Source organism: Streptomyces sp. ISL-66 (assembly GCF_018614135.1).
Classification (GTDB): Bacteria; Actinomycetota; Actinomycetes; order Streptomycetales; family Streptomycetaceae; genus Streptomyces.
Map to the genome: position 1 here is coordinate 41,731 of NZ_JAGGOW010000019.1, position 23,672 is coordinate 65,402.

The 23,672-nt window shown below is 73.7% G+C and carries 17 protein-coding genes, 2 tRNA genes and 1 pseudogene; 10 read left to right on the forward strand and 10 right to left on the reverse strand.

Annotated elements, in window-relative coordinates:
- Positions 1-16 precede the first annotated feature (16 nt).
- Positions 17-487, reverse strand: a complete 471-nt coding sequence (locus tag J7E97_RS04295) for a hypothetical protein (protein WP_215022433.1) — start codon at positions 485-487, stop codon at positions 17-19.
- Positions 488-779: 292 nt separating this feature from the next.
- Between J7E97_RS04295 and J7E97_RS04300 the strand changes: the two genes are divergently transcribed.
- Positions 780-2,120 carry a tetratricopeptide repeat protein gene (locus J7E97_RS04300; RefSeq protein ID WP_215022435.1) on the forward strand — a complete coding sequence of 447 codons (1,341 nt, stop codon included), beginning with the start codon at positions 780-782 and terminating at the stop codon, positions 2,118-2,120.
- 56 nt (positions 2,121-2,176) lie between these two features.
- Here J7E97_RS04300 and J7E97_RS04305 read toward each other — a convergent pair whose 3' ends face one another.
- Positions 2,177-2,773 (reverse strand): histidine phosphatase family protein, encoded by a 597-nt coding sequence (locus tag J7E97_RS04305; protein WP_215022437.1) that lies wholly within the window; start codon positions 2,771-2,773, stop codon positions 2,177-2,179.
- A 141-nt stretch (positions 2,774-2,914) separates the two neighbouring features.
- Here J7E97_RS04305 and J7E97_RS04310 point away from each other — a divergent pair, with 141 nt between their 5' ends.
- From J7E97_RS04310 to J7E97_RS04340, 7 genes and pseudogenes are all read left to right on the forward strand, one after another.
- Positions 2,915-3,934: a phosphatase PAP2 family protein gene (locus J7E97_RS04310; protein ID WP_215022439.1), complete on the forward strand. Its 1,020-nt coding sequence runs from the start codon at positions 2,915-2,917 to the stop codon at positions 3,932-3,934.
- The gene (locus J7E97_RS04315; RefSeq protein ID WP_215022441.1) at positions 3,816-5,096 is read left to right on the forward strand and encodes a hypothetical protein; all 1,281 of its coding nucleotides are present in this window, start codon (positions 3,816-3,818) and stop codon (positions 5,094-5,096) included. The genes J7E97_RS04310 and J7E97_RS04315 overlap by 119 nt, the downstream gene beginning before the upstream one ends.
- Positions 5,084-6,685 carry a hypothetical protein gene (locus J7E97_RS04320; RefSeq protein WP_215022443.1) on the forward strand — a complete coding sequence of 534 codons (1,602 nt, stop codon included), beginning with the start codon at positions 5,084-5,086 and terminating at the stop codon, positions 6,683-6,685. Before J7E97_RS04315 ends, J7E97_RS04320 begins: the two co-directional genes overlap by 13 nt.
- Positions 6,682-8,010, forward strand: coding sequence for an AAA domain-containing protein (locus J7E97_RS04325; protein ID WP_215022445.1), 1,329 nt, complete (start codon positions 6,682-6,684; stop codon positions 8,008-8,010). Before J7E97_RS04320 ends, J7E97_RS04325 begins: the two co-directional genes overlap by 4 nt.
- 246 nt (positions 8,011-8,256) lie before the next feature.
- Complete coding sequence (locus tag J7E97_RS04330; RefSeq protein ID WP_215022447.1) at positions 8,257-8,604, forward strand: hypothetical protein; 348 nt, start codon at positions 8,257-8,259, stop codon at positions 8,602-8,604.
- A 252-nt stretch (positions 8,605-8,856) separates the two neighbouring features.
- Positions 8,857-9,505 (forward strand): annotated as a pseudogene (locus J7E97_RS04335) (bifunctional DNA primase/polymerase).
- Positions 9,496-9,569 (forward strand) — tRNA-Lys (locus J7E97_RS04340). The pseudogene J7E97_RS04335 and the gene J7E97_RS04340 overlap by 10 nt, the downstream one beginning before the upstream one ends.
- Before the next feature lie 75 nt (positions 9,570-9,644).
- Here J7E97_RS04340 and J7E97_RS04345 read toward each other — a convergent pair.
- Entirely contained in the window at positions 9,645-10,880 is a 1,236-nt protein-coding gene (locus J7E97_RS04345) for a M6 family metalloprotease domain-containing protein (RefSeq protein WP_215022449.1), read from the reverse strand.
- 345 nt (positions 10,881-11,225) lie between these two features.
- On the opposite strand from J7E97_RS04345, the gene J7E97_RS04350 reads away from it, so the two are divergent.
- A complete protein-coding gene (locus J7E97_RS04350; RefSeq protein ID WP_215022451.1) occupies positions 11,226-13,079 on the forward strand; it encodes a bifunctional diguanylate cyclase/phosphodiesterase in 1,854 nt (617 codons plus the stop codon).
- A gap of 128 nt (positions 13,080-13,207) precedes the next feature.
- Here J7E97_RS04350 and J7E97_RS04355 read toward each other — a convergent pair whose 3' ends face one another.
- The 3 genes from J7E97_RS04355 to J7E97_RS04365 form a co-directional block, all read right to left on the reverse strand.
- Positions 13,208-14,068, reverse strand: coding sequence for a poly-gamma-glutamate hydrolase family protein (locus tag J7E97_RS04355; RefSeq protein ID WP_215022453.1), 861 nt, complete (start codon positions 14,066-14,068; stop codon positions 13,208-13,210).
- A gap of 321 nt (positions 14,069-14,389) precedes the next feature.
- Positions 14,390-16,096 carry a glycosyl hydrolase family 18 protein gene (locus tag J7E97_RS04360; RefSeq protein WP_215022455.1) on the reverse strand — a complete coding sequence of 569 codons (1,707 nt, stop codon included), beginning with the start codon at positions 16,094-16,096 and terminating at the stop codon, positions 14,390-14,392.
- A 254-nt stretch (positions 16,097-16,350) separates the two neighbouring features.
- Positions 16,351-17,565, reverse strand: coding sequence for an LLM class flavin-dependent oxidoreductase (locus J7E97_RS04365; protein ID WP_215022456.1), 1,215 nt, complete (start codon positions 17,563-17,565; stop codon positions 16,351-16,353).
- A 228-nt stretch (positions 17,566-17,793) separates the two neighbouring features.
- On the opposite strand from J7E97_RS04365, the gene J7E97_RS04370 reads away from it, so the two are divergent.
- Complete coding sequence (locus tag J7E97_RS04370) at positions 17,794-18,552, forward strand: IclR family transcriptional regulator (RefSeq protein WP_215022459.1); 759 nt, start codon at positions 17,794-17,796, stop codon at positions 18,550-18,552.
- Between the two features lie 126 nt (positions 18,553-18,678).
- Here the strand turns inward: J7E97_RS04370 and J7E97_RS04375 are convergent.
- The 4 genes from J7E97_RS04375 to J7E97_RS35530 all read right to left on the reverse strand — a co-directional run.
- Positions 18,679-18,752 (reverse strand) — tRNA-Lys (locus J7E97_RS04375).
- A gap of 51 nt (positions 18,753-18,803) precedes the next feature.
- Positions 18,804-20,498, reverse strand: coding sequence for an AMP-binding protein (locus tag J7E97_RS04380; RefSeq protein ID WP_215022460.1), 1,695 nt, complete (start codon positions 20,496-20,498; stop codon positions 18,804-18,806).
- A gap of 26 nt (positions 20,499-20,524) precedes the next feature.
- A complete protein-coding gene (locus J7E97_RS04385) occupies positions 20,525-21,124 on the reverse strand; it encodes a lytic polysaccharide monooxygenase (protein ID WP_251053799.1) in 600 nt (199 codons plus the stop codon).
- Between the two features lie 274 nt (positions 21,125-21,398).
- Positions 21,399-23,672: SPFH domain-containing protein (locus J7E97_RS35530; RefSeq protein ID WP_308346354.1), on the reverse strand; the 2,274-nt coding region annotated here is incomplete at its 5' end.

Here is a 23,672-nt window from a genome sequence, read left to right on the forward strand (position 1 = left end):
CAGGGCCGGGAGCGGGTCAGCGGCAGTTGTCCGCGGCCTCGATCAGCCGGGCCGCCTCGCCGAGCGCCGCGCGCAGCACCTCCGGGTCGGTGACCGGCCCGACGGCCTCCGGGGGCAGCAGCCAGCCGGTGGCGCCCGCGGCGGGCGAGGCGTCGCCGAAGCGCATGCCGCGCCCGTTGGTCTGGGTACAGGCGCTGCCCGGGAGGTCCCAGGCGTCGGCGGTGCCGGGCGGGACGAGGAAGCCGAGGGTGCTGCCGGAGCCGTCGTGCAGGACCGGTCCGACGCCGCCCGCCCGGCTGGCCTGGCCGGCGGCCCGGCGGATGATGTCGACTGCCTCCAGTCCCTGCCGGGTGGGCACGGTGACCAGGTCCGGGGCGCCGGCGATCAGGGGCGCGCCGGTCTCCAGGGGCATGCCGGGCGCCGGGGGCCCACCGGCCGTCAGGGTCGCGCCGGGCTCGGGCGCGGTGTTCGTTCCAGTGCTCTCCATGCCGGCCTCCACCAAGGGAACCCCTCCTCGATCCGCGTACGAGCCTCGCGGGGAAGGGACGGCACCAGAAAGGTTCCTCCCACTCCGCATGGGTTCAACGCACGGGAACGTCAACGGGTGCGGTGGCAAGACGCTGCAAAGGATGGCAGTTCATGGCGGATCGCGGGTGAGATATCCGTTTTGTAGCCAAACACCGGGTCAGCCGTCGGTCACTGGCGGTACCTTCAGCCCGCCGGACACCCCGTCACACAGCCACCGGCAGCGCGTCCCTTGCCCCAGAGAGGCCACGTCCATGGCGGCGTCCCCCCACTCACCCAATTCCTCCTTCCGGCGGCTGCGCGGGCAGCATTCCCCGGCCGAATTCGCCGGATTGGTGCGCAGGGCGGCGAAGGAGATCGGCGAAACGGTTTCCTGCGACGCCCGTTACATCGGCCGGGTCGAGTCCGGCGAGATCCGCTGCCCCAACTACGCCTACGAGCGGGTCTTCCTCCACATGTTCCCGGGCCGCACCCTGGCCGACCTCGGGTTCTCCCCCCGCGAGACCGTGCGCGGCAGGCTCGCCCAGCGCGAACAGGCCTCGCGCTTCTCCCCCTTCACCCAGCGTCCCCGTCCCGGTTCCCCTTCGCGTTCCAAGGAGAGCGACGTGCTGCGTCGCGCGTTCATGGCGGGCGGCTCCGCGACCGTGGCGGCCGCGACCCTCAGCCTCACCCTGCTCGGCGACGCCCGCCGCCTCCCCTCCCGCGCCGGCGAGTCCGAGGCGGCCGCCGTCGAGGACGCCGTACGCCAGATCCGGCTGCTGGACGACCGGCACGGGGCGGACGCCCTGTACCGGCGGGCCGCTGAACCCCTGCGCACCGCCTACGCGTTGCTCGACGCCGGAGCCACCCGGCAGTCCACCGAGGACCGGCTGCACGCGGGCGCCGGCGAGCTCGCCGTCTCGGTGGGCTGGCTCGCGCACGACTCGGGCCGCTTCGAAGACGCCCGCTCGCACTACGCGGAGGCCCTGGCCACGGCCCGGGTCTCGGGGGACGCGGGCCTGGAGGCGCACGCCTTCAGCAACATGGCCTTCCTGGCGCGGGACTGCGGCCGGCCGCGCGAGTCCGTACGGGCGGCCCAGGCGGGCCGCCGCGCCGCGCGCGCCCTCGGTTCCCCGCGGCTGCTCTCGCTGCTCGCCCTGCGCGAGGCCGGCGGCTGGGCGGGGCTGGCGGACCGCAAGGCGTGCGAGGAGGCGCTGGCCCGGGCGCACACGGAGTTCTCGCGCGGCGAGGCGGGGGCGGACCCCGAGTGGATGTCCTTCTTCGGCGAGGCGGAGCTGGAGTCGCTGGAGTCCCGCTGCTGGGCGGCGCTCGGCGAGCACGCCCGCGCGGCCCGGCACGCCCGCCGGGCCGCGGACCTCCAGGATCCGCACTTCGCCCGCAACGTCGCCCTGTACACAGCCGAGTTGGCCGACGATCTGGCGCACGCGGGCGCCCCCGACGAGGCCTCCTGGGCGGGCGGGCGGGTGCTGGACCTGCTGGCCGAGGTCCAGTCGACCCGCGTCCAGTCCATGCTCGCGGCGACGGCCCGCACCCTGGTCCCCCACCAGCGCTCCCCGCGCGTGGGCGCCTTCCTGACCCGCCACGCCTCGGCCTGAGACGCGCCCGGCACCCCGGCCCGGCCGAGGTGCCGGCCCGGCCGAGGTGCCGACCGCTACGCGTCCAAGTGGCCCGTGTCGTTCCAGCGTTCCAGCGCGGGGGCCCCGTACGCCCAGCCCAGGACCGACAGGGACGTCGGCTCCAGGCGGATGCGGGCGCCGAAGGAGGCGTCGAAGCCGAGCCAGCGCGCGGCCAGGGTGCGCAGGACGTGGCCGTGCGCGAAGACGAGGACGTCCCGCTCCGCCGAGCGGGCCCAGGTGACGACCTCGTCCGCGCGGGCCGAGACCTCGGCGATGGACTCGCCGCCCGGGACCCCGTCGCGCCAGATCAGCCAACCGGGGCGGACCGCCTGGATCTCGGCCGGGGTCATGCCCTCGTAGTCGCCGTAGTCCCACTCCATCAGCGCGTCCCACGGCTCCGCCTCGACCCCGAAGCCGGCCAGGTCGCAGCTCTCGCTCGCGCGCACCAGCGGGCTGGTGCGCACCTCCAGGCCGCGCAGGCTCGCCCACGGTTCGCGGGCGAGGCGCTCGCCGAGCAGCTTCGCGCCGCGCCTGCCCTCCTCCAGCAGGGGCACGTCGGTGCGTCCGGTGTGCTTGCCGAGCTGGGACCAGGCCGTCTGGCCGTGGCGGGCCAGGAGGATGCGGGGGGCCATGTGAGTTCTCCCGGTCGAAGGGCGGAGGGGTGCGCGACGGCGGAATCATTCGCACGGCTTTGCGGGGATTGCGTCGTCCATCCATCATCCATCACGTGAAGGGCGTGCAACCTCCGTCACTTCACACACGTCTTACGCCGTATGACTAATCGGCGGCAACCCCCACGCTGGTGGGCCGAACTGCTGCTCCTGGGGCTCGTCTACGCGGCGTACTCGGGCGGCAGACTCCTCGCCCGGGGCGACCTACGGCTCGCCGTGGAGCACGGGCTCGCGATCCTGCGCCTGGAGGAGCTGCTGCGGATCGACTTCGAGCGGCCGCTCAACCGGATCTTCACCGAGCAGAGCGTGCTCGGCATACCCGCCGACTTCGTCTACGCCTCCCTGCACTACCTGGTCACCCCGGCCGTGCTGATCTGGCTCTACCGCCGCCGCCCCGCGCAGTATCGATTCGCCAGGACCTGGCTGATGTGCTCCACGCTCCTCGGGCTCATCGGCTTCGCCCTGGTCCCCACCTGCCCGCCCCGGCTGCTCGACGCCTCGTACGGCTTCGTCGACACGATGGCCCGCTACAGCGGATACGGCTGGTGGGGCGGCGAGGCCAGCGCACCGCGCGGGCTCGGCTCCTTCACCAACCAGTTCGCCGCGATGCCGAGCCTGCACGTGGGCTGGGCCCTGTGGTGCGGCATCGCGCTGTGGCGCCACGGACGCCACCCGGTGGTGCGGGCGCTGGGCGCCGCGTACCCCGCCGTCACCGCCCTCGTGGTCATGGGCACGGCCAACCACTACTTCCTCGACGCCGTCGCCGGGGCCGCCGTCATGGGCGTCGGCTGGCTCGCGGCCCGCGCCGTCGTGCCCGCCGTACCCGCCCGGTCCGCCACCACGTCCGCGGGCTCTGCCGGGTCTGCCGGGGCCGCCGGGGCCGCCTCGTCCGCCGGGCCCCCCACGTCCGCCGCGTCCGCCACGTCCGCCCGGGACACCGCCCGAGCAGCCGGTTTCCGCGGTAAGTCCACGATTGTCAGTGGCGGATGGGAGACTTCCGCGGGTGAGCTCCTACCCGTCCAGCGGTCAGCCGCCGCAGAGCCTGCAGCCCCCGGCTCAGGCGCCCCAGACCCCGCAGCCGAGGATCCCGCAGCCGGCGGCGCTGCGGCAGCGGCTCGCTGAGCTGCGCGGCCCCGCCGTACCGCCCCGCCCGCTCGACGCGCGTGCGCTGGCGGCCCTCGCCGCCAACCCCGGTTGCGGCAGACGCGCCCTGCTCGACGGCGCCGGCGTGGACAAGACCGTCCTGGCGGCGGCCCTCGGCTCGCCCGCCCCCTTCGGGCAGTCGCAGTTCGCCATCGTGCGCGGGAACTCCTTCGAGGCCAAGGTCAAGGGCGACGGCGGCGCCGAGCTCCTGCGGCTCGTGTACGAACACCTCGGCGCGGGAGCCGCGACCGGGTCGGGCGGCCGGGCCGAGCCGCCCGGCGCGGACGCCCTCGTGCCCGACCTCACCGCCGCCGGGCCGGAAGGCCGCGCCGCCCGCACCGCGCTCGCGCTGCGGGACGCGACCGCCGCCGGGGCCTGGACCCTGCTCGACCACCCCATGCTCGCCCTGGAGGTGGCCGGGTCTCCGGCCTATCTGGAGCCGGACGCCGTGGTCGTGCGTCCCGACGGCCGCTGGACCGTCGTGGAGATCAAGTCGTTCCCGATGATCGACGGGACCGCCGACGCCGCGAAGGTGGGCGCCGCCGCCCGCCAGGCCGCCGTCTACGTGCTCGCCCTGGAGAAGACCGCCGCCAAGCTGACCGGCGCCGAGGTCGGGCACACCGTGCTGCTGGTCTGCCCCAAGGACTTCTCCAATCTGCCCACCGCCTCTCCCGTCGACATCCGCCGCGAGCGCTCCGTGACCCTGCGCCAGCTGGAGCGGCTGACCCGGGTCGAGGAGCTGGCCGGGGCCCTGCCCGAGGGGCTCAGCTTCGATCCGGCGCGCTCCGCCGAGGAGCTGACCGAGGCCGTCTCGGCCGTGTCCGCCGCCTATGCCCCCGAGTGCCTCGCCGCCTGCGAGCTGGCCTTCCACTGCCGGGAACGGGCCCGCGGGGCCGACGAGGTCACCGCGCTGGGCCGCTCCGTACGGGGCGAGCTGGGCGCGCTGACCACCGTCGAAGCCGCCCTCGCGGCGTCCCTGCCGGGCCCGGAGGGCGAGGCCGTCGGCGCCGCCGGCTTCCGGGCCGCGGCCGGAGCCGACCCGACCGCGGCCGCGCTGCGGTACGCCGCCCGGCTGCGCGCCGAAGCGCTGGAGCAGGCTCCCGCCCGGATCCGCCAGGAGGCCTCCGCATGTCCTTGCTGAACACCCTGGCCCGGCTGGAGGCCGTCCGGGCCGGCCGGGCCCAGGCGCTGGCGACCGTACGGCACCGGCATCTGAGCGAGCGCCCGCTGGTCCTCGTACCGCTGACGACGGCGGGCGAGGCCGGGGCTCCGCTCGGGGCGATGTTCGGCACCGATCCGCACGAGCCGCGGATCCTGGTCGTACCGCAGCCGCGCGACCGCGACCTGCGCTGGGAGTTCCTGGCGGAGCTCGCCGCGTACGTGGTCCCGTACATCGACGGCTACGCGGACGAGGTCGAGCTCATCGAGCGCGGCGAGACCGATCCGGAGACCGGGCTCAAGGCCACGGCCGAGCTGTGCCTGGACGCGCCGCAGCTGATCGTGCCGAGCCGCGCGGGCATCGAGTACGTACGGCTGCTGGGCCGGTCCATGCGGTTCCGCCGGACCGCCGAGGAGGACCCCGAGAACCCGTATCCGGCGCCCGCGCGGGTACCGCTGCTGGGGCGCTGGTTCACGCACCTCGCGGAGCGCTCCCGGGTGCCGGGGTCCTCGATGCTGCTGTCGGCGACGGATCTGCTGGCCCGGCACTGGGCGACCGGCCAGAGCAACCTGGAGGACCAGCACCTGGGGGCGCTGCTGGCGTGGATCGACCCGCCGGCGGGGAAGTCCGGCGCCGAGTGGGCGCTGCGCGCGGAGCTCGGCCGGGGCGCGGACGGGCAGTTGCTGGTTCCGCCCGCCGGTCCGGCCACCGATCCGGCCTTCGACAACAAGCTCCTGGCTCCGGCCCTCGCGAAGTACGACGCGGCGCGGACCGCCGCGCCCGACGGTGAGGGGCGGCGGTCCGCGGAACGGGTGGTGCGCCGGCTGGTCGAGGAGCAGATGCGGAGCACCTGGGACGCGACCTGGCAGGCCGTCCGGCTGCTGCGCGAACTGCCCGCCGGGGAGCGGACGGTGGACCGCTGGACCGGCGACCGCTGGTCGTACACGGCGCACCGGGACCGGGTCCGCTCGGGCGAAGCCCCGCAGCCGCGCCGCGACGACGCGGTGACGGCGGCCGCGAAGCTGGCCGCGCGGGAGCGCGAGCAGGTCAAGCTCGGCGCGCACGAGGCCCTGGACGACCCGCTGGTGATGGCGGGCCGGCGGCACGCGGGCGAGGCCTTCGCCGGCGAGGTCGTCGAAGTGGTCATGGAGTGGACGCAAGCGAAGCGGCCGAGCCCGCGCCCGCTGGTGACGGTGGCCACGGAGGACCGGCCGCAGCTCACCGAGGGCAGCGGTGAGGGCGGCAGCGGCGGTGCCAAGGTGTTCCGCTCGCTGGACGGCCGCCCCCAGAGCGCCCGGTTCGTCCGCTGGGAGGAGGAAGGCCGGCTCGTGCTGCGCCTCCTCGACAAGATGGGCCGCGGCAGGGAACCGGAGGCCGGCTCGGTGCCCGAGAAGGGCGACCGGGTGTGCTGGACGCTGTTCGAGCACGATTCGCGCGGCGGCCCGAAGCTGCCGGACCCCGAGCAGATCCCGTGGACCCACGGCGGACCGCCCGCGCACCTGACCACCGGCGCCGCGGCCACGCCGCCGCTGCCGCTGCCCGACCCCGTGACCGACGAGGACCTGCTGTGAGTTTCGATCCGGGCACCGAGGCCGACCGTGCCGTCGACGCCATCCTTCGCGACACCGTGAGCGGCAGGGCGCGGGGCGTGGTCGTCGACTCCCCGCCCGGGGCGGGCAAGTCCACGCTGGTGGTGCGGGCCGCGCGGGAGCTGGCCGCGGCCGGGCGCCGGCTGATGGTCGTCGCGCAGACCAACGCGCAGGTCGACGACCTGGTGCTGCGACTGCACGGCAAGGACCCGGAGCTGAAGGTCGGCCGGCTGCACAGCAGCGACGCGGAGGCCTACGATCCGGCCCTGCGCGAGCTGGACTCGGTGGTCCTCTCCTCGAAGGCGGCGGACCTCGCCGGGCTGCCGGTCACCATCTCCACGGCGGCCAAGTGGGCCTGGGTCAAGGACGTGGAGCCCTGGGAGCACGCCATCGTGGACGAGGCCTACCAGATGCGCTCGGACGCGCTGCTGGCCGTGGCCGGGCTGTTCGACCGGGCCCTGTTCGTCGGCGACCCCGGGCAGCTGGACCCCTTCAGCGTGGTCGGCGCCGAGCAGTGGGCGGGCCTGTCCTACGACCCCTCCGCCTCGGCGGTCAGCACCCTGCTCGCCCACAACCCGACGCTGCCGCAGCACCGGCTGCCGGTGTCGTGGCGGCTGCCGGCCTCCGCCGCACCACTGGTCTCCCGCGCGTTCTACCCGTACACGCAGTTCCGCAGCGGCACGGGCCCCGGCGAGCGCCGGCTGTCCTACGGGGTGGCGGGCGACGGCTCGGGCCCCGACCGGGTGCTGGACGAGGCCGCCGAGTCGGGGTGGGGGCTGCTGGAGCTCCCGGCCCGGCACACGCCGCGCACCGATCCGGAGGCGGTACGGGCCGTGGCCCTGGTGGTCCGCCGGGCGCTGGACCGGGGCGCGGTGACCGTGGACGAGCTGCCCGGCGGCCCGTCCCCGCTGACGGCCGACCGGATCGCGGTGGGCACGGCCCACCGCGACCAGGCGGCGGCGGTCCGCGCGGCGCTGGCCGCCCTGGGCGTCACCGGGGTCACGGTGGACACCGCGAACCGGCTGCAGGGGCGCGAGTACGACCTCACGGTCGTCCTGCACCCCCTGTCGGGCCGCCCGGACGCGACCGCCTTCCACCTGGAGACGGGCCGGCTGTGCGTCCTGGCCTCGCGGCACCGGCACGCCTGCGTGGTGGTGGCCCGGGCGGGGATAGCGGAACTGCTGGACGAGCACCCGTCGACGGAGCCGGTGCAGCTGGGCGTGACGATGAAGTTCCCGGACGGCTGGGAGGCGAACCACTCGGTACTGGCGCACCTGGCGGAACACCGGGTGAGCTGGCGGCCCTGACGGGGGCCCGGGATCGCGGTGGAGGGGTGAGGGGTGGAGGGGTCGGCGGCGGCCGGTCACCTGCTCGATGCCCTCGTCACGGTGCCGGTCCGGTTCCCCCTGCGCACCATCGGCCGTACACGTGTTCCCGACCGTACGCAGCCGCGCGCGGGCACGCTCGGGCCATCTTGCGCGACGCTGGACAATGGACGGTGGCCCGGAAGCTTTTCGGTCCCACGCCTTCCCACGTGCAGCAGGAGGACACGCATGGCAGAGCCCGAGCGGACCGAGCGCAGGCTGCGGCCCGCGCAGCTGCTCTTCGAGCCGTCGGAGACCGTCACCGACCCGGAACACTTCTTCGACCTCGAATCGATCGACGACCCGCGCGAGCTGCTCATCCGGGCGACGGAGCTGACACTGGCCTTCCGGGCGGCGCAGGAGCGGGCGGTGGAGTTCCAGGCGGTGGCGGCCGCGCAGTTGGCGGACCCCAGGCGGTTCGACCGGTTGCCGGCGGCGGCGATCGCGGAGCAGGCGGAGTGGACCGAGGACTACGCGCGGAAGATGATCGAATTCGGCGAATCCCTCCTCCGCGGCAGCGCTCCCGAGCTTCCGTAGGCCCCCTCCGGGGCGGAGGGCCGCGGGGGCGGGGCCGCCCGGCGGAGGGCCGCTCCGTCGTCCCTCGCTTCGGACGGCGCGAAGACCGGTCGCGCGAGCGCGTGCTCGGGAGGGAGCGGCCCGCGCGCCCGACCACCGCCCCCTCACCACCACTGGCATATGCGGGGCGCAACATACCCCAGTCGGCCCCCGCATGTCCCGGTTTTCATAACTCTCGGGGATCGAACCGCTACGGCGGGTAGACCTTGGCATATGACGACCCTGACGAGCTGTCCCGCCATCGACGCGCGCACCCCGCGGACTCCGCGGACGCCGGCCACACACGTCACCCCGACCGGCGCCGCCTGGCTCGCCTCGGCGTCCGCACACCCCCACCGCACGCTCTCCGCCTGGCAGGCCCGGCCCACCGCGCCCGCCGTGCTGCCCTGCGGGACCGCCTTCGACGTCGTCAACGTCCCGCTCGTCCTCGGCCGCCGCATGCTCGACCTCCTCTGGGCCGAAGGCCCCGGCTCCGGGCCCGCCGCCGTGCACCGCGGGCGGATGCTGCTCTTCGCCGCCCCCGGCACCGCCCACCGGCTCCCCGCGCTCCTGGCCTGGGAGGAATGGGCCGCTCCCGCCGCCCCGGCCGCCTCCACCTCCCCCGCCGCCCCGGCCGCTTCCACTGCCCCGGCCGCCGCCGCCCCGCTGTGCCACGGCCGCGGCGACGCCGTCACCGTGCCCCCGCTGGCCGCCGGCCCCGGGCCGTCCCGCTGGCTGGTGGCGCCCGACACCCGGCTGCCCTGGCTGCCCGGACCGGAGGCCCTGCTGTGGGCCTTCGTCCGTGCCGCCCGAGCTGCGGATATCGATTTTTCCGATCGCCGGTCGGGGTGCTAATGTCTTCCTCGTCACCAAGCGCCGCTAGCTCAGTTGGTTAGAGCAGCTGACTCTTAATCAGCGGGTCCGGGGTTCGAGTCCCTGGCGGCGCACAGACGGAGAAGGGCCCCCACGCGAGTGGGGGCCTTTTTCGTGTGCGGCCGCACGCGCATCCGCCACGGCCCTCGCTACCGCGTGATCTTCACCGTGTACGCGCCCGACTGCGTCCGGTCCGCCACCTCGATGGTGATCCGCTCGCCCGGCACCGTGAACGTCTCGCCCACCTCCAGCGGCGCGTCCGCCAGCGGCGGGTAGACCGACCGGTCCCAGCACGCCTCGGTGTCCGGATGCGCGTCCACGACCTCGATGGGCCCGCCACCCGACGCCGCCTCGTTGCGGACGCGGTAGACGAGGACGCCCTCCGTACACGTCTCCCCGTCGTTGCCGGCGGAGCCCCGCGCCTCGACGGCGATCGCGCTGCCGGAGCCCGTACGGACCACGGCGAGCCGGGTGCCGCCCGTGCCGCCCCGGGGCGGGGCGTCGGAGAGGGGCTGGAGGGTGTGCAGGGAGGAGCCCGACGGCACGCAGTCGATCTGGGAGGCGTCCAGCCAGCCCAGCTTCCACTTCTGCCAGGCGAAGAGGTCCGGGGCCATGCCGAACTGGCTGCCCATGACGTCCCAGTCGCCCACGTAGGTGTCCCAATCGCCCTTCCCGTCCGTCGGCCGGTGGTACAGGTCGGGCAGGTCGAAGACGTGTCCGGTCTCGTGGGCCAGCACGTTGCGGTCCGGCGGGTGCTTCTCGAAGACCGTGACGATGCGGCGCAGCTGCGTACCGTCGGCGCTGATCGGGCGGTCGAAGTTGACGACCTTGGTGGCGTCCGAGTCGACCCCGGGGGCGTCCGGGTCGGCCACGAAGTAGACGACGTCGTACCGGCTGAAGTCCACCTCCCGGTCGGCGGCCGCCACGGCGTCGCGCAGGTAGGCGGCACGGTCCTCCGGGGCCCAGTCGCGCTGTATTCCGTAGGCCGCCGAGGGCTTCGGCATCTTGACCCACTGCTTCTGCGGGTGGGGGACCAGCCGGAACCGGCCGTACGAGGCGCGCTCGAAGAAGTCGCTGGTCGCCGGGAAGTAGTCGCCGGTGAGCTGCTCGGTCGTCAGGGTGGTGCGGTGGTCGGGGAAGGAGAGGAAGACCATGACCGCGTTGAGGGTGCGTTCGGGCCTGGGGTAGGCGCCGTTCCAGGTGTCCAGGCCCAGGGAATGGTGCGCGGCGGTGCGGGTCAGTGCGCAGGGCCCGGAACCGGGGGCGGCGACCGCGGGGCCCGCGACGAGCGACATGGCGGCGAGTGCCGTCAGGGAAGTGAGGGCCGCCGCCGTGGTTCGCAAGGTGGAGCGGTCCACTCCCCCGGGTGTCTGCTGTCGCGGCACATCGACCTCCGGTGGTGGATTGGTACCTGTTCATCCACTTTGAGGCGATTGTCTTACTAATGCCCTGTTCCGCTGCCCCACACGAGTGAGCACCAGGGCAAGCCGGTGACGTGCGGGTTCACGCGCCCACCTACAGAACGTCACGACCGATCAGATGAGGTCAGCAGCGGGCGCAGTGCGGTCACAGCCGTGCAGGAACGATCACGCGGGCACGTGCCGACGAACCGTCACCCCACTGAACTCCCGCGTCCCCCACGGCGACGCCGCTGGATAGGGCCGTACGGCAGCCTCTATGATCGGCAGACTTTCCTGCACGGACACCCACACGCACTGCGGGAGCCAACGGTGAGCGGAACCTCAGAAGGAACCGGTTCGGCGGCCGACAGCATCCGACCGGCCATGACGCAGCGTCACACCGCAGTGGCGGCGACGGCCACCCCGGACCGCACACGGTCCGCACTCCCCGACGGCCGGCCCGAGCACAGGGCCGACTACCGGGCCGCCTTCGACGCGGCCCACCTCGCGATGGCCCTCGTCGACCGCACCGGTCACGTCGTCTCCGCGAACCAGGCGCTCGCCGCCCTCCTCGGCGCCCAGCCCCACGCCCTCGCCGGGCGGTCCGCCGCCGATCTGGTGGACCTGGCCTCCGAGGCCCGCACCTGGCAGGCGTACCAAGAGGTGCTGCGCGGCCGTCAGGCCCGGCTGCGCTGCACCCGCCGGATCAAGCACCCCGACGGGCACTCGCTGTGGACCGAGATCACCCTCGGGCCCGTCCCCGGGACCGGCGAGGTGCTCCTGTCCGTCGCCGACATCAGCGACCGGCGCGACCTCCAGGCCCGGCTGCGCCACCTCCAGATGCACGACCCGGTCACCCGGCTGCCCAACCGGGCACTGTTCTTCGAGCGGCTCTCCGCCGCCCTGGAGGCGTCCTCGTACGAGCACGGCGGCACCGGCCGGATCGGGCTGTGCTACCTGGACCTCGACGGTTTCAAGGCCGTCAACGACACCCTCGGCCACCGCGTCGGCGACCGGTTGCTGGCCGCCGTGGCCGCCCGGCTGACGCAGTGCGCCGACCAGTCCGGCTACGGGCGCACCGGCGGGCACCTCGTGGCGCGGCTCGGCGGCGACGAGTTCGCCCTGCTCGTCGAGGACTCCACCGGCACCGAGCAGCTCGCGGACCTGGCCCGGAGCGTGCTGGCCGCCGTACAGGAACCGTTCGACCTGGCCGGGCAGCGGCTGGCGGTCTCCGCGTCGATCGGGGTGGTGGAGCGGGCGGCCGCCGGGACCTCGGCGACCGGGCTGATGCAGGCCGCGGACACCACGCTGTACTGGGCCAAGGCGGACGGCAAGGCCCGCTGGACGCTCTTCGACCCGGAGCGCAACGCGCACCGGATGACGCGGCAGGCACTGTCCTCCACCCTGCGGCCGGCCGTGGAGCGCGGCGAGTTCACGCTGGAGTACCAGCCGCTGGTGGACCTGGAGAGCGGGGTGGTGCGCGGGGTCGAGGCCCTGGTGCGCTGGAACCATCCGCAGTTCGGCACGCTCACGCCGAATCGGTTCATCGGAATTGCGGAAGAGGACGGCTCCATCGTCCAGTTGGGGCGGTGGGTGCTGCAGACGGCGTGCCGCCAGGCGCGGCGCTGGCAGATCGAGCAGCCCAGCGACTCCCCCGTCTTCGTGTCCGTCAACGTGGCGGTGCGCCAGGTCTGGGACTCCGACCTGGTGGGCGACGTCGCCGAGATCCTCTCCGAGACGGGCCTGGCCCCGCAGCTGCTCCAGCTGGAGCTGACGGAATCGGCGGTGATGGGCTCGGCCGGCCGGCCGCTCCAGGCCTTGCAGGCACTGAGCGACATGGGGGTGCGGATCGCCATCGACGACTTCGGCACCGGGTACTCGAACCTCGCCTACCTCAGCCGGCTGCCCGTCTCGGTGCTGAAGCTGGACGGCTCCTTCGTCCGCGGCTTCCGCTACGAGGAGGGCGCCCATCCGAACCCGGCCGACGAGACCATCGTCGAGGCCCTGGTGCAGCTCGCGCACCGGCTGGGCCTGACGGTGACCGCCGAGTGCGTGGAGACCGCCGGCCAAGCGGCCCGGCTGCGCCGCGTCGGCTGCGACACCGGCCAGGGCTGGCTGTACTCCCGCGCGGTGGCCCCGGAGCTGATCGCAGAGATGATCGCCGCCCGGCCGCCCGGGGTCTGAGCCGCCGCGGGGTCGGCCCCGGCGCCGGCGCGCGAAGGCCGGCCGCAGGGGCCGACCGGTCACCCGCGGCCGGCTGGTTCTTCGCCGATGCCAGGGAAGAACCAGCCGTCAAGCCCCGTGCTGTCCGCTCAGTGGACGAAGAGGCTCGTGCGCGCCAGCTGCTCGGCCTCCATCGTCGCGATCGCGGCGCGGCAGGCGTCGGTGAACTTCCAGAACTCCGTGTTGGTGGTGGAGGCACGGTTGCCCGCACCGGAGAAGTTGCCGAAGAGGCTCTGACGGAGCTCGGTGGTGATCTCCAGCTGGCCGCCGCCCTCGCCCGTCAGGGTGCGGTTGCAGATGTTCTCGGGCACGTCGCCGTTGAGGTCCTCCGGGTTGCCGCCGAGCACCTGGAAGCCGGCCTCGGTCAGCTTCGTGGACAGCAGCTGGCGGAAGCGGGGGTTGAGACCGCCGACCACGACCGCCTTCGGCTGACCCGCGGGCGCGCCGGCCTGAGCTGCGGTACAACCGTGCAGGCTGAGGACGTTCGCGCTGCCGGCCGCCATGGACCGGGCGATCGAGTCGTCACAGTGCGACGCGGTGACGTGCAGGTCGCCGTTGTTGGAGGGGCGCAGACCTTCGAGCATCCAGTAGTCGTACACGGGGGCGCCCGCCGTGACCGGGGCGAGGGTGTCGGGGCGGTAGCCCGCTATGCCCAGGCAGAGCTCGGAGGTGCCCATCTCGATGCCGCCGCCGTGGATGGCCAGCACGGTGGTCAGACGGGGAAGGGGGGTGGTGGTCTTGTCGTTGTCGAAGGCCTCGTGCCGCTTGAACCGGCGGGCGAAGTCCTGGCCCTCGATGGCCTTCGTGTACAGGTCCGTGTTCGAGGTGTAGAGGTCACCGCCGGCAGCGGCGGCCGGGGTCGCGGCGAGGCCGGTCAGGAGCGGGCCACCCGCGGCCGCGGCCACGAGGGAGGCGAGGACGGTCCTGCGGCTGGCGTGGGACTGGGACATGCTTGTTCCTTCAGTGCTGTGCGGATCGGTCCGCGGGTGTGGGCGACGCCGGGTTCCCGGCACGGAAGCGGGAAGGACGGCGCGTGCCACACGATGGCGCGACTGAAGAGTCGGATCCCCCCTCCGATGGCCGGAATTGTAGCCGCGGGCGAAGGGCGCGAGGCGGCGTGCGGGTCCGGCTCGTCGCCCCGGGCGTCATGACGCGGCACGCTCCGGCGCGGAGGATCCGGCAACCATGTGACACGGCCGCCCCCGCACCCCTGGGAGAGGGGGCGGGGGCGGGGGCGGGGGCGGCCGGCGCTCGGCGCGGGGTGGGGGGAATCAGCAGGCGCCGAGGTCCTTCCAGACACCCCATTCACCGGTGGTGCCGGGCACCTCGTTCTGCGTCCACCACTGGGCCTTGTACTTGCGGCCCTTGTACGAGACCTCGTTGCCGCCGGTGTAGACGTTGCCCGGGACGTAGGCCGCAGCGGTGCAGCCCGTGGTGGGCGGCGTCGTCGGAGGCGTGGTCGGCGGGGTGGTCGGCGGCGTCGTGGGCGGGGTGGTGGGAGGCGTGGTCGGCGGGGTGGTCGGCGGCTGGGTGGCGCCGCCGAGGGAGTCCGAGATCTGGTTCAGCAGCGTGGCGTTGGCGTCCAGACCGAGGAGGGAGTACATCATCGCGCCGGCCAGGCCGCGCTGCTTGCCGTAGTCGACCCGGGCCTGGATGGACTTCTGGTTCAGGCCGGTGAAGAACTCGCCGTCCTTGAAGAAGTACGAGGCCTTGGCCCGGTCGTCCCAGAAGGTGGTCGCCGGGTTGTCGACGATCCCGCCGAGCTCCTTGTAGAGCGCGATGCCGGCCTGCTGGCTGGTCGGACGGGCGGCGGAGCCCTGGGTGGCGGGCTGGGCGAGGCCGTTGGTGGTTCCGGGCTGCACGCCCTTCCAACCGCGGTAGTAGAACTCGTAGCCCAGGGTCAGCTTGTTGGCGGGGAAGCCGCCGGCGATGCCGTAGGCCGGGTTGCCGTCGATCCAGGAGTCGATGGCGTTCTTGACGCTGTACTTCTCGGTGCCCGGGGCGATCACGTCGGTCGGGTCGGACGCCGAGGGCAGCAGCGGGGACTGGTGGTAGGTCGGGCCGTCCGCGTCCCAGGCGCCGTGCATGTCGTACGTCATGATGTTCGCGTAGTCGAGGTACGCGCCGATCTTGTCCGTCTCGATGTACTTGATCTTGTCCTGGCCGGCCGGCAGGGCCGAGGTCAGGAGGTAGTGCTTGCCGCCGTTGGCCGCGCCGTAGGCGTCGAGCTGGCTGCGGAACTCCTTCAGCAGGAGCGTGAAGTTCTGCTTGTCCTCGGGGGCGTAGTGGTTGCCGAGGTGGCCGCCCGCCGAGCCCGGGTACTCCCAGTCGATGTCGATTCCGTCGAAGATGCCGGCCGCGCTGCCCGCGCCGCCGTAGCCGCCCTCGACGGGCAGGTTGCCCTTGATGTACTGGTCGATGCAGGAGGAGACGAGCTTCTTGCGGGAAGCGTCGGTCTTGGCCGCGTCGCTGAAGTACTTCGAGTAGGTCCAGCCGCCGACCGAGATGTTGATCTTCAGGTTCGGGTGCTTGGCCTTGAGCTGCTTGAACTGGTTGAAGACGCCGACGATCGGCTGGTCCCATTTGTCGGCGACGCCGCTGACGCTGTCGGCCGCGCTGAAGGACTTCTGGTAGTCGGCGTACGAGTCGCCCGCACCGTCACCGGCGTTGGGGTTGTTGTCGTCACCCGCCGCCTTGTTCGCCTCGAAACAGGTCAGGTCGGTGGGGTGGATGTTGCCGAACGAATAGTTGATGACGTCCAGCTTGCCCGCTATGCCGCGGGTATCGAGGTGCTTGGGGTAAAAGGCGTTCCCGTACACGCTCCACTGGTCGTAGTAAGCGATCTTGACGTTGCCGGCCGTGGCGGTCGTCGAGGACTCGGCGGCCGAGGCGGTGGTGAGCCCCGCGAAGGTGGTCAGCGCTCCGGCTGCCAGCGCTGCCGTGGCGGCGGCCGCGATGAGGGGTTTACGGATGTGCATGAACTGCCTCCGGGCGGTGGGAGGGGGGAGCGGGAACATCAGGTGGGAGAAGTGATAGCGATCATCCGCCGGTCGCGTCAATGGTTTGGACCAAAGAAGGACTAGACCACTTGAGCCGCAAATCCCCTAGTCAGAGGCATGGAGGCATACCAAAAACTGCTCGCCACCCCGGGTGACGAGCAGTTTAAGGACGCCTTATGCCATACCCGCGCAAGGTTTCGGCAACAAACCAGCCGAATCCCGTTCAGGTGCGGTCAGCGCCGATCCGAATGCCACGTCGGCATCCCGTACGCATCTGCGACGAGCTCGTACGAGCGCAACCGGGCCCCGCCGCCATGGGCGTTGGAGGTCAGCATCAGCTCGTCGGCGCCGGTCGTCTTGACCAGCTGGTCGAGCCCCTCGCGGACCTCGTCGGGGGTGCCGTGGACGACGTCGGCCAGCCGTCCGTCCACGAACTCCCGCTCCATCCGCGAGTACGGGTGCGCCGCCGCCTCCTCGGGCGTCGGGACCAGCCCGAGGTTCCCGGTGCGCAGCCGCAGCGACCATAGGGCGCCGGCCAGGGCCTGGGCGCGGGCCTCCTCGGCGGTGTCCGCGGCGAGCGCCCCGGTCGCGATCATGGCGTACGGGGCGTCCAGGACGGCCGAGGGGCGGAAGGACCGGCGGTAGAGCTCCAGGGCCGGGAGGGTGCCGGCCGGGGAGAAGTGGTGCGCGTAGGCGAAGGGCAGTCCGAGCCGGCCGGACAGGCTCGCGCTGAAACCGGAGGAACCGAGCAGCCAGATGGGCGGCCGCCCCGCGCCGCCCCCCTGGACCCGGCCGGGCACGGCGTGCACGCGGGCGTACGGGTGCCCGTCGGGGAAGTCGTCGTCGAGGAAGCGGATCAGTTCCGCGAGCTGCCGGGGGAAGTCGTCCGCGGCCTCGTCGAGGCGCCCGCCGCGCAGCGCGGCGGCGGTGTGCCCGTCGGTGCCGGGCGCGCGGCCGAGGCCGAGGTCGATCCGGCCCGGGGCCATGGCCTCCAGGGTGCCGAACTGCTCGGCGATCGCGAGCGGGGCGTGGTTGGGCAGCATGACTCCGCCCGACCCCAGCCGGATCCGGGAGGTGTGGGCGGCGAGGTGGGCCAGGATCACGGCCGGGGAGGAACTGGCCACTCCGGGGTGGGAGTGGTGCTCGGCGACCCAGTGCCGTTCGTAGCCGCGGGACTCGGCGAGCCGGGCTATGGCCACGCTGGTGCGCAGGGCGTCGTGGGCGGTGGAGCCGGCACCGACGACGGCGAGGTCCAGCACCGAAAGCGGAACCGGGGCGTGGCCGAGGGCGGTCCCGCGGATCTCGGCGCCCCCGCCGCCGTAGCCGCCCCCGCTGCCGCTGTCGTCGCTGCCGCCGCCGTAGGCGCTGCCGCTGTCGTTGGTGCTGCCGGTGTCGTTGGTGCTGCCGGTGCCTCTGGTCGTCCCGGCACCCTCGGCAGTGTCACTCATCGCGCTCCCCGCTCCGCTCGGTCGTCCTTACGGACATGCCAACCCGCGGCCGCCCTCCGGGCATTCCCGGCACACCGGGACAAGCGCATGCCGGTGACATATGCCATCGGAGTAGATACAGGCAGAGGGACATGATTGAGCCATCAATCTCTTCAACAGGCGCTCCACGCAGGCCTCTTGATGGCTATCGTGGTGGGGCAAGCGGTAACAACCTGCTAGGGGGAAACCGTGGCGCTGAAGCCCGAGCCGACCGCGCCGTTCCACTCGGTGCAGTACGCACTGCGCGTACTCGAAGCGGTCGCCCGCCATACCGGCGGCGTGACCGACGTACAGATCGCGCGTGAGACCGGCCTGCCCGCTGTCCATCTCGCCCTCATGCTCCTCATGCTGCGGCGCGAGGGGTACGTGCTGCAGGTGTCCGACGGCGCCTACGCGATAGGCGACTCGCTCGTCCTCCTCGGCTCCGGAGTCGACCGCCAGCTGGCCCTGCAGAACAAGCTGCAGGAGACCCTGGACCGGCTGCGGGACTCGGTGGGCGCGGCGGTCTACATCAGCCGGTACGTGGACGGCGAGGTCCGGATCACGCAGTTCGCGGACAGCCCGCGCACCCCCAAGGTGCACGAGTGGGTCGACTTCCGCTCGGCGGCGCACGCCAGCGCGGTCGGCAAGTGCCTGCTGACCCAGCTCGACCAGAACGGCCGGCGCGACCACCTGTCCCGGCACAAGATCGCCCGGCTGACCTCGAAGACCATCGTGAACGAGCGGATCCTGTTCTCGAAGCTGGACAGCCAGCCCGCCACGGTGCCGATGCTCGACCTACAGGAGTACGCGGTCGGGACGGTCTGCGCGGCCGTCCCGATCACCGCCGGCTCCTCGGTGGGCTGCCTGGCGCTGTCGCTGCCGGTCGAGCACGCCCACCGGCTGCGGGCCGCCGCCGAGGTGCTGAACCGCAAGGCCGCACCGCTGCTGCTGTCGCTCGCCCTCTGAGCGGGCGGCGAGCCCCGGAGACGGACTCGAAGTGGCTCCGACCGAGCGCCGACGGGGGTGGGGGCGGCCGGTCCGGAAAACACTTCGGGCGGTTCCCGGTGAACCGGAAACCGCCCGAAGGACAGGTGCGCCGCCAGGGACTCGAACCCCGGACCCGCTGATTAAGAGTCAGCTGCTCTAACCAACTGAGCTAGCGGCGCCTGCTGACAGAGAAAATACTACCTGCTCCTCCGGGGTGCTCAAAACCGCTTTCAGCGCCCCAGCAGATCGGCCCGCCCCTGGGCCTCGTAGGAGGCCAGGAGCGCCGCCAGATCCGCCGGATCGAGGAGCCGGTACGAGGCCTCGCCCGGCCGGCGCCACCAGACCGGGTCGCAGGTCCGGAAGGCCGCGCGGCGCAGGGAGACCCGGTGGACCTTGTTCGTCGCCGTGGTCGGCATGGCCTCGACGATCCGGACGTAGCGCGGGGCCATCTTCGTCCCGAGGTCCGGCTGAGCGGCGAGGAAGGCCTCGAAGGCCTCCGGGGAGAAGCCCGAGCCCGCCCCCTCCCGCAGGGCGATGGCCGCCATGACCTGGTCGCCCGCCACCTCGTCCGGTACGGCGTACACGGCGACCGAGGCGGCCGGCGCCCAGCGGGCCAGGATGTTCTCGATCACCGCCGCCGCCAGGTTCTCGCTGTCGACGCGCAGCCGGTCGTCCGTGCGGCCCGCGAAGTACAGGAAGCCCTCGGCGTCGCGGAAGAAGAGGTCCCCCGTCCAGTACCAGCCCTCGCGGGTGCGCGCCGCCTCCGCGCCGGGATTGCGCCAGTACCCCTCGAAGAGGCCGCCCCCCTTGTTCACCAGCTCGCCGATGGCCTCGGCGCCGTTGAGGAGGCGGCCCCGCGGGTCCAGGACGGCCGGCGGGCACTCCCGGCCCGTCTCCGGATCGATGACGGCCAGCTCGTCGCCCGCGCCCGCGCGGCCCAGGGCCCCGGGCGGGGTGTCGGGGGTCCGCTGGACGGAGGCCCCGCCCTCGGTGGCCCCGTAGCCCTCGACGAGACGGACCCCGAACCGTTCGGAGAAGCGTGCCGCGTCGACCGCGCCGGCCTCGGTGCCGAAGCCCAGGCGCAGCGGGTGCGCGCGGTCGTCCGGGCCGGGCGGGGTGGCGAGGAGGTACTGGATCGCCCGGCCGACATAGGTGAAGTACGTCGCCCCGTAGGCCCGTACATCGTCCAGGAACGCGGAGGCCGAGAAGCGGCGGCGCAGGGCCACGGCGGCTCCGCCGGCGAGGGCCGGCAGCCAGTCGGCGATGACGGCGTTGCCGTGGAAGAGGGGCATGCAGATGTAGTGGACGTCGTCCGGGGTGACGGAGAAGTGCCGGGCGAGCGAATCCCCGGCGCCGGCGAGGCGGCCCTGGGTGCAGATGGCGGCCTTGGGGGCGCCGGTGGAGCCGGAGGTGAAGTAGAGCAGCAGCCGGGAGGAGGGCCCGGGGCCGGCGGCGGTGAGGGTCGCGTCGCCGGGCTTCGCGCCGGCGTACGGGGCGAGCAGGGCCTCGTACTCGCCGGGCTCCTCGGGGTCGGTGACCAGGAGGCGCACGCCGGGCAGGTCGAGGCCGCGCAGCAGTGGCAGGTGGGCGCGCTCGGTGACCAGGATCCGGCAGTCGGTGTGCAGGATGTCGCGGGCGAGTTCCGCGCCGCGCCGGGTGGGGTTGATCCCGGCCACGGCGGCCCCGGCGAGGGCCGCCGCGCCGAGCCAGAACGGGAACTCGGGGGTGTTGTCGAGCAGCACCCCGATGTGCGGCTGGGCCCCCGGTGGCAGGAGGTCGACGAGCAGCGCGGCGCGCGCCGCGGCCTCCAGGGCGGTCCGGTGGTGGCTGAGGACGCCGTCGGCGTACTTCAGTCCGGGCCGGTGGTCGCCCCATCGGCGCGCGATGAGCTCCGCGACGGTTTCGGGTGTCGTCGTCGTCCGCATGCCGCCGGAGGGTAGCTGACGTGCCGTCAGAATTGAACGTCGGAGCAGGCGTAGAAGGCGTTCGCGGTGTCGTTGACCGTCCAGACGGCGAGGATCAGGTGCCGGCCGCTCTTGCCGCTCGGCATGGTGCCCTGGTGGACGGTGGTCATCGCGGGGCGGGCGCCGTTGTAGGCGACCGTGAGGAAGGGCTGCGGGTCGAGGTCGGCGCGGGTCAGGGGCTTGGCGGGGTTCCAGCCGTTCTTGGTGACGTAGTACCGGAAGTCGGTGGTGGAGTGGTTCGCGGTGAACTGCCAGCGGAAGCCGTAGCTCCGGCCGCTGCTCACCGCGGTGGCGGGCCAGGCGCCGCCGCGCGGGTCGTCGAGCTGGGCGAACTCGGCGTGGTTGGCCGAACATATGCGGCCGTCGGCGGGACCGGCCGCGGGGAAGCCCTTGAGGCCCTCGACGCTCTGGGGCTCCCACTGGATGGGGCCGCAGTCGGCGACGGTCTTGTTGGCGCAGAGCTTCTGGCGGCTGATGGGGGTGTCCGTGTAGCCGTGGCCGCTCGCGGTGGGGGCCGTGACGAGCGCGAGGGCCGTGGCGACGCCGAGGCCCACGGCGGTGGCGGCGGCTTTCCGGGATCTGGGCATGCGGAAGGAACGCATGATGCTCCTTGGACGTGGGGGGAGGTTCGGCGAGAGCGTGCGCGTTTTTCGCGTGGGGATGGGCCGTACCGGGGTTGGCGGCACGGCTCGTTCGCGACGCCCGTGACTGGTTAGGTCTAGACCAAGTATCACAGTATTGACGGGAGTTGGCCGTGTCCATACCAACGGAAGAACGGGTGGTCCGGTCCACCCGGATCCACCCGTCCTCTTGCGTGCGCGTGCCGCCGCGGGGGCGCACGAGGGGCCGTGCGCGCAGGTGCTACTCCGCCCGGCCCGTGTAGAAGGCGACCGTCAGGTCCTTCACCAGCGCCTTGCGCTCGTAGTCGTCGAGCTCCACGAGCCCGCGCGAGGTCAGCCGGTGGACGGTGTCGTCGACGGCGTCCACCACCGAGCTCAGGACCGTGTCCCGGTGCTTCGCGTCGATCGCCGCGACACGGCGCCGCCGCATCGCCTCCGCGACCTCGGGGGCGTACTCGATCCGGGTCGGCTGCGCCGAGAACACCTCCACCCCGACGGCCTCGGTCTCGGCCGCCAGCATCCGGGTCAGCGCGTCACCGACGGCCTCGGCGTCGCGCAAGGTCGGGGCGTCCTCGTGGAAGGCGTCGGCGGGGAGCTGGGACAGGACGCGGGCCATGGCCGATTCGACCTGTTCGGCGAGGTAGTCCACGTGGTCGGCGACGGCCAGGGTCGCGCGGGCGGTGTCCTTGACCTGCCAGACCACCTGGACGACCACCTGGAGGGCGAGCCCGCCGGAGTCGACGGCGGGCATCGGGTCGCTGCGCCAGTGCCGGAGCCGGACGTCGACCCGACGGCGCAGCAGGAGCGGACTGATCCAGGTCAGACCGGAGCGCCGTACGGTGCCGCGGTAGCGGCCGAAGAGGGTCAGCACCCAGGCGTGCCCCGCACGGCCGCGGCCGAGACCGCCGAGGGCGAGGAGCGCGACGACGCCGAGGAAGGCGAGCGGGGGCCAGAACCGGGCCTGGAGCCCGCGGTAGGGGCGGGGCTCCGCGCCGAAGGCGTAGGCGAGGGAGTCGGGGACGGCTCCGGCCCGCCAGAGCACGGCCGTGCAGCCGGCGAGCGCGAACCCGCCGACGGCCACGCCGATCCAGCCGGGCAGCACCGGCCCGTGGTGCTCGCGCAGCCGGTCGTCGCCCCGGGGCACGCGGCGGCCGGGGGCGGAGCGGGCGGCGGCCGGGGCACGGCCCGGGGTCGGGGTGGGGGTGGGGGTGGACGTACGGGTGGGGGTCGAGGTCGGGGCCGGGGTCGAGGTCTGGATCCGGCCGGGGAGCAGGACCCGGCCTTGGCCCTGGCTCTGGGCCTGGCTGCGGCCTTGGTGCTGAGCCTGGGCGTGGTCCTGGGCGTGGTCCTGGGCCTGGCCTCGGACTTGACCTTCGGCCTGCCCCTGGAACTGAGCCGGGGCCTGACCTTGAGGCTGCCCCTGGCTCGGGGCCTGCGACTGACCCGGGGCTTGCGGCTGGCCCTTGCCTTGGGCCTGCCCTTGGGCGTGGCTCTGACCCGGGGCCCGGCCCGGGGCCTGCGGCTGGGCGGCGCCCCGGAACGGCAGGTGCACCGGCACCTCGGTCACCGTGATCCCGCGCCCCGCGTCGACGCGGGGCAGGTCCTGCGTGTCGTCCTCCTCCATCCGCGCCACGGCCCGTGCGACCGCCTCCACGATCCCGGGACCCGGCACGATGCCCCCGTCGGCCGGTGCCCCATCGGCGGGAGCGGGAGCGGGAGCGAGCACGGCCACGGGCTCCGACCAGAACAGGTCCCGCGAGCCGGCCGGGGCGGCGGGCTCGGGCACGGCCGACCGCCGCACCCCGGCCGCCTCAGACGCGGTCGGCGCGAGCACGGACGCCTCCCGGGCATCGGCCGGCCCGGCTGCGGTCGGCGCGAGCACGGATGACTCCCGTACCTCGGCCGGCCCGGCTGCTGTCAGCGCGGGCACCGACGCCTCCCGAGCATCGGACGGCCCGGCTGTGGACGGCGCGAGCACGGATGACTCCCGTACCTCGGCCGGCCCGGCTGCTGTCAGCGCGGGCACCGACGCCTCCCGGGCATCGGACGGCCCGGCCGCGACGGATGCGGAGGGATCCCACATGCCGGCCGGCTCCGCGGTGGCGGGCGCGGGCACCGACGGCTCCCGCGCGGCTGGTCCGGCTGCCGATGCGGGCGGCCAGGGCACTTGCTCGGCCAGGAGTGCCACGGCCGGCGCGGGCGCCGGCCAGGGGTCGTCCTGCGGGTGCGGGCGGGCGGGTTCGGCTTCGGGGCTCCGCAGGCGCAGAGTGGCCGGTGCGGCGTGGGCCTCTTCCGCCTGGGGGTGCGGGATGTCCACCCCCGCCTCGGCCTCGGCCCGCGCGGCCGGTACCTCGCTGCGCGCGGCCTCCGGCACCCGGGCGGGCAGCGCTTGCCGGGTTTCACCACCGGCCGGGGTCGCGGCCATCACCGAGGGCGCGGCTTCCCGTACGCCGCCGAGGCCGTCCACCGCCACCGGCGCCCCGCGCACCGCCCGGCCGGCGGCGACGGCCTCGGC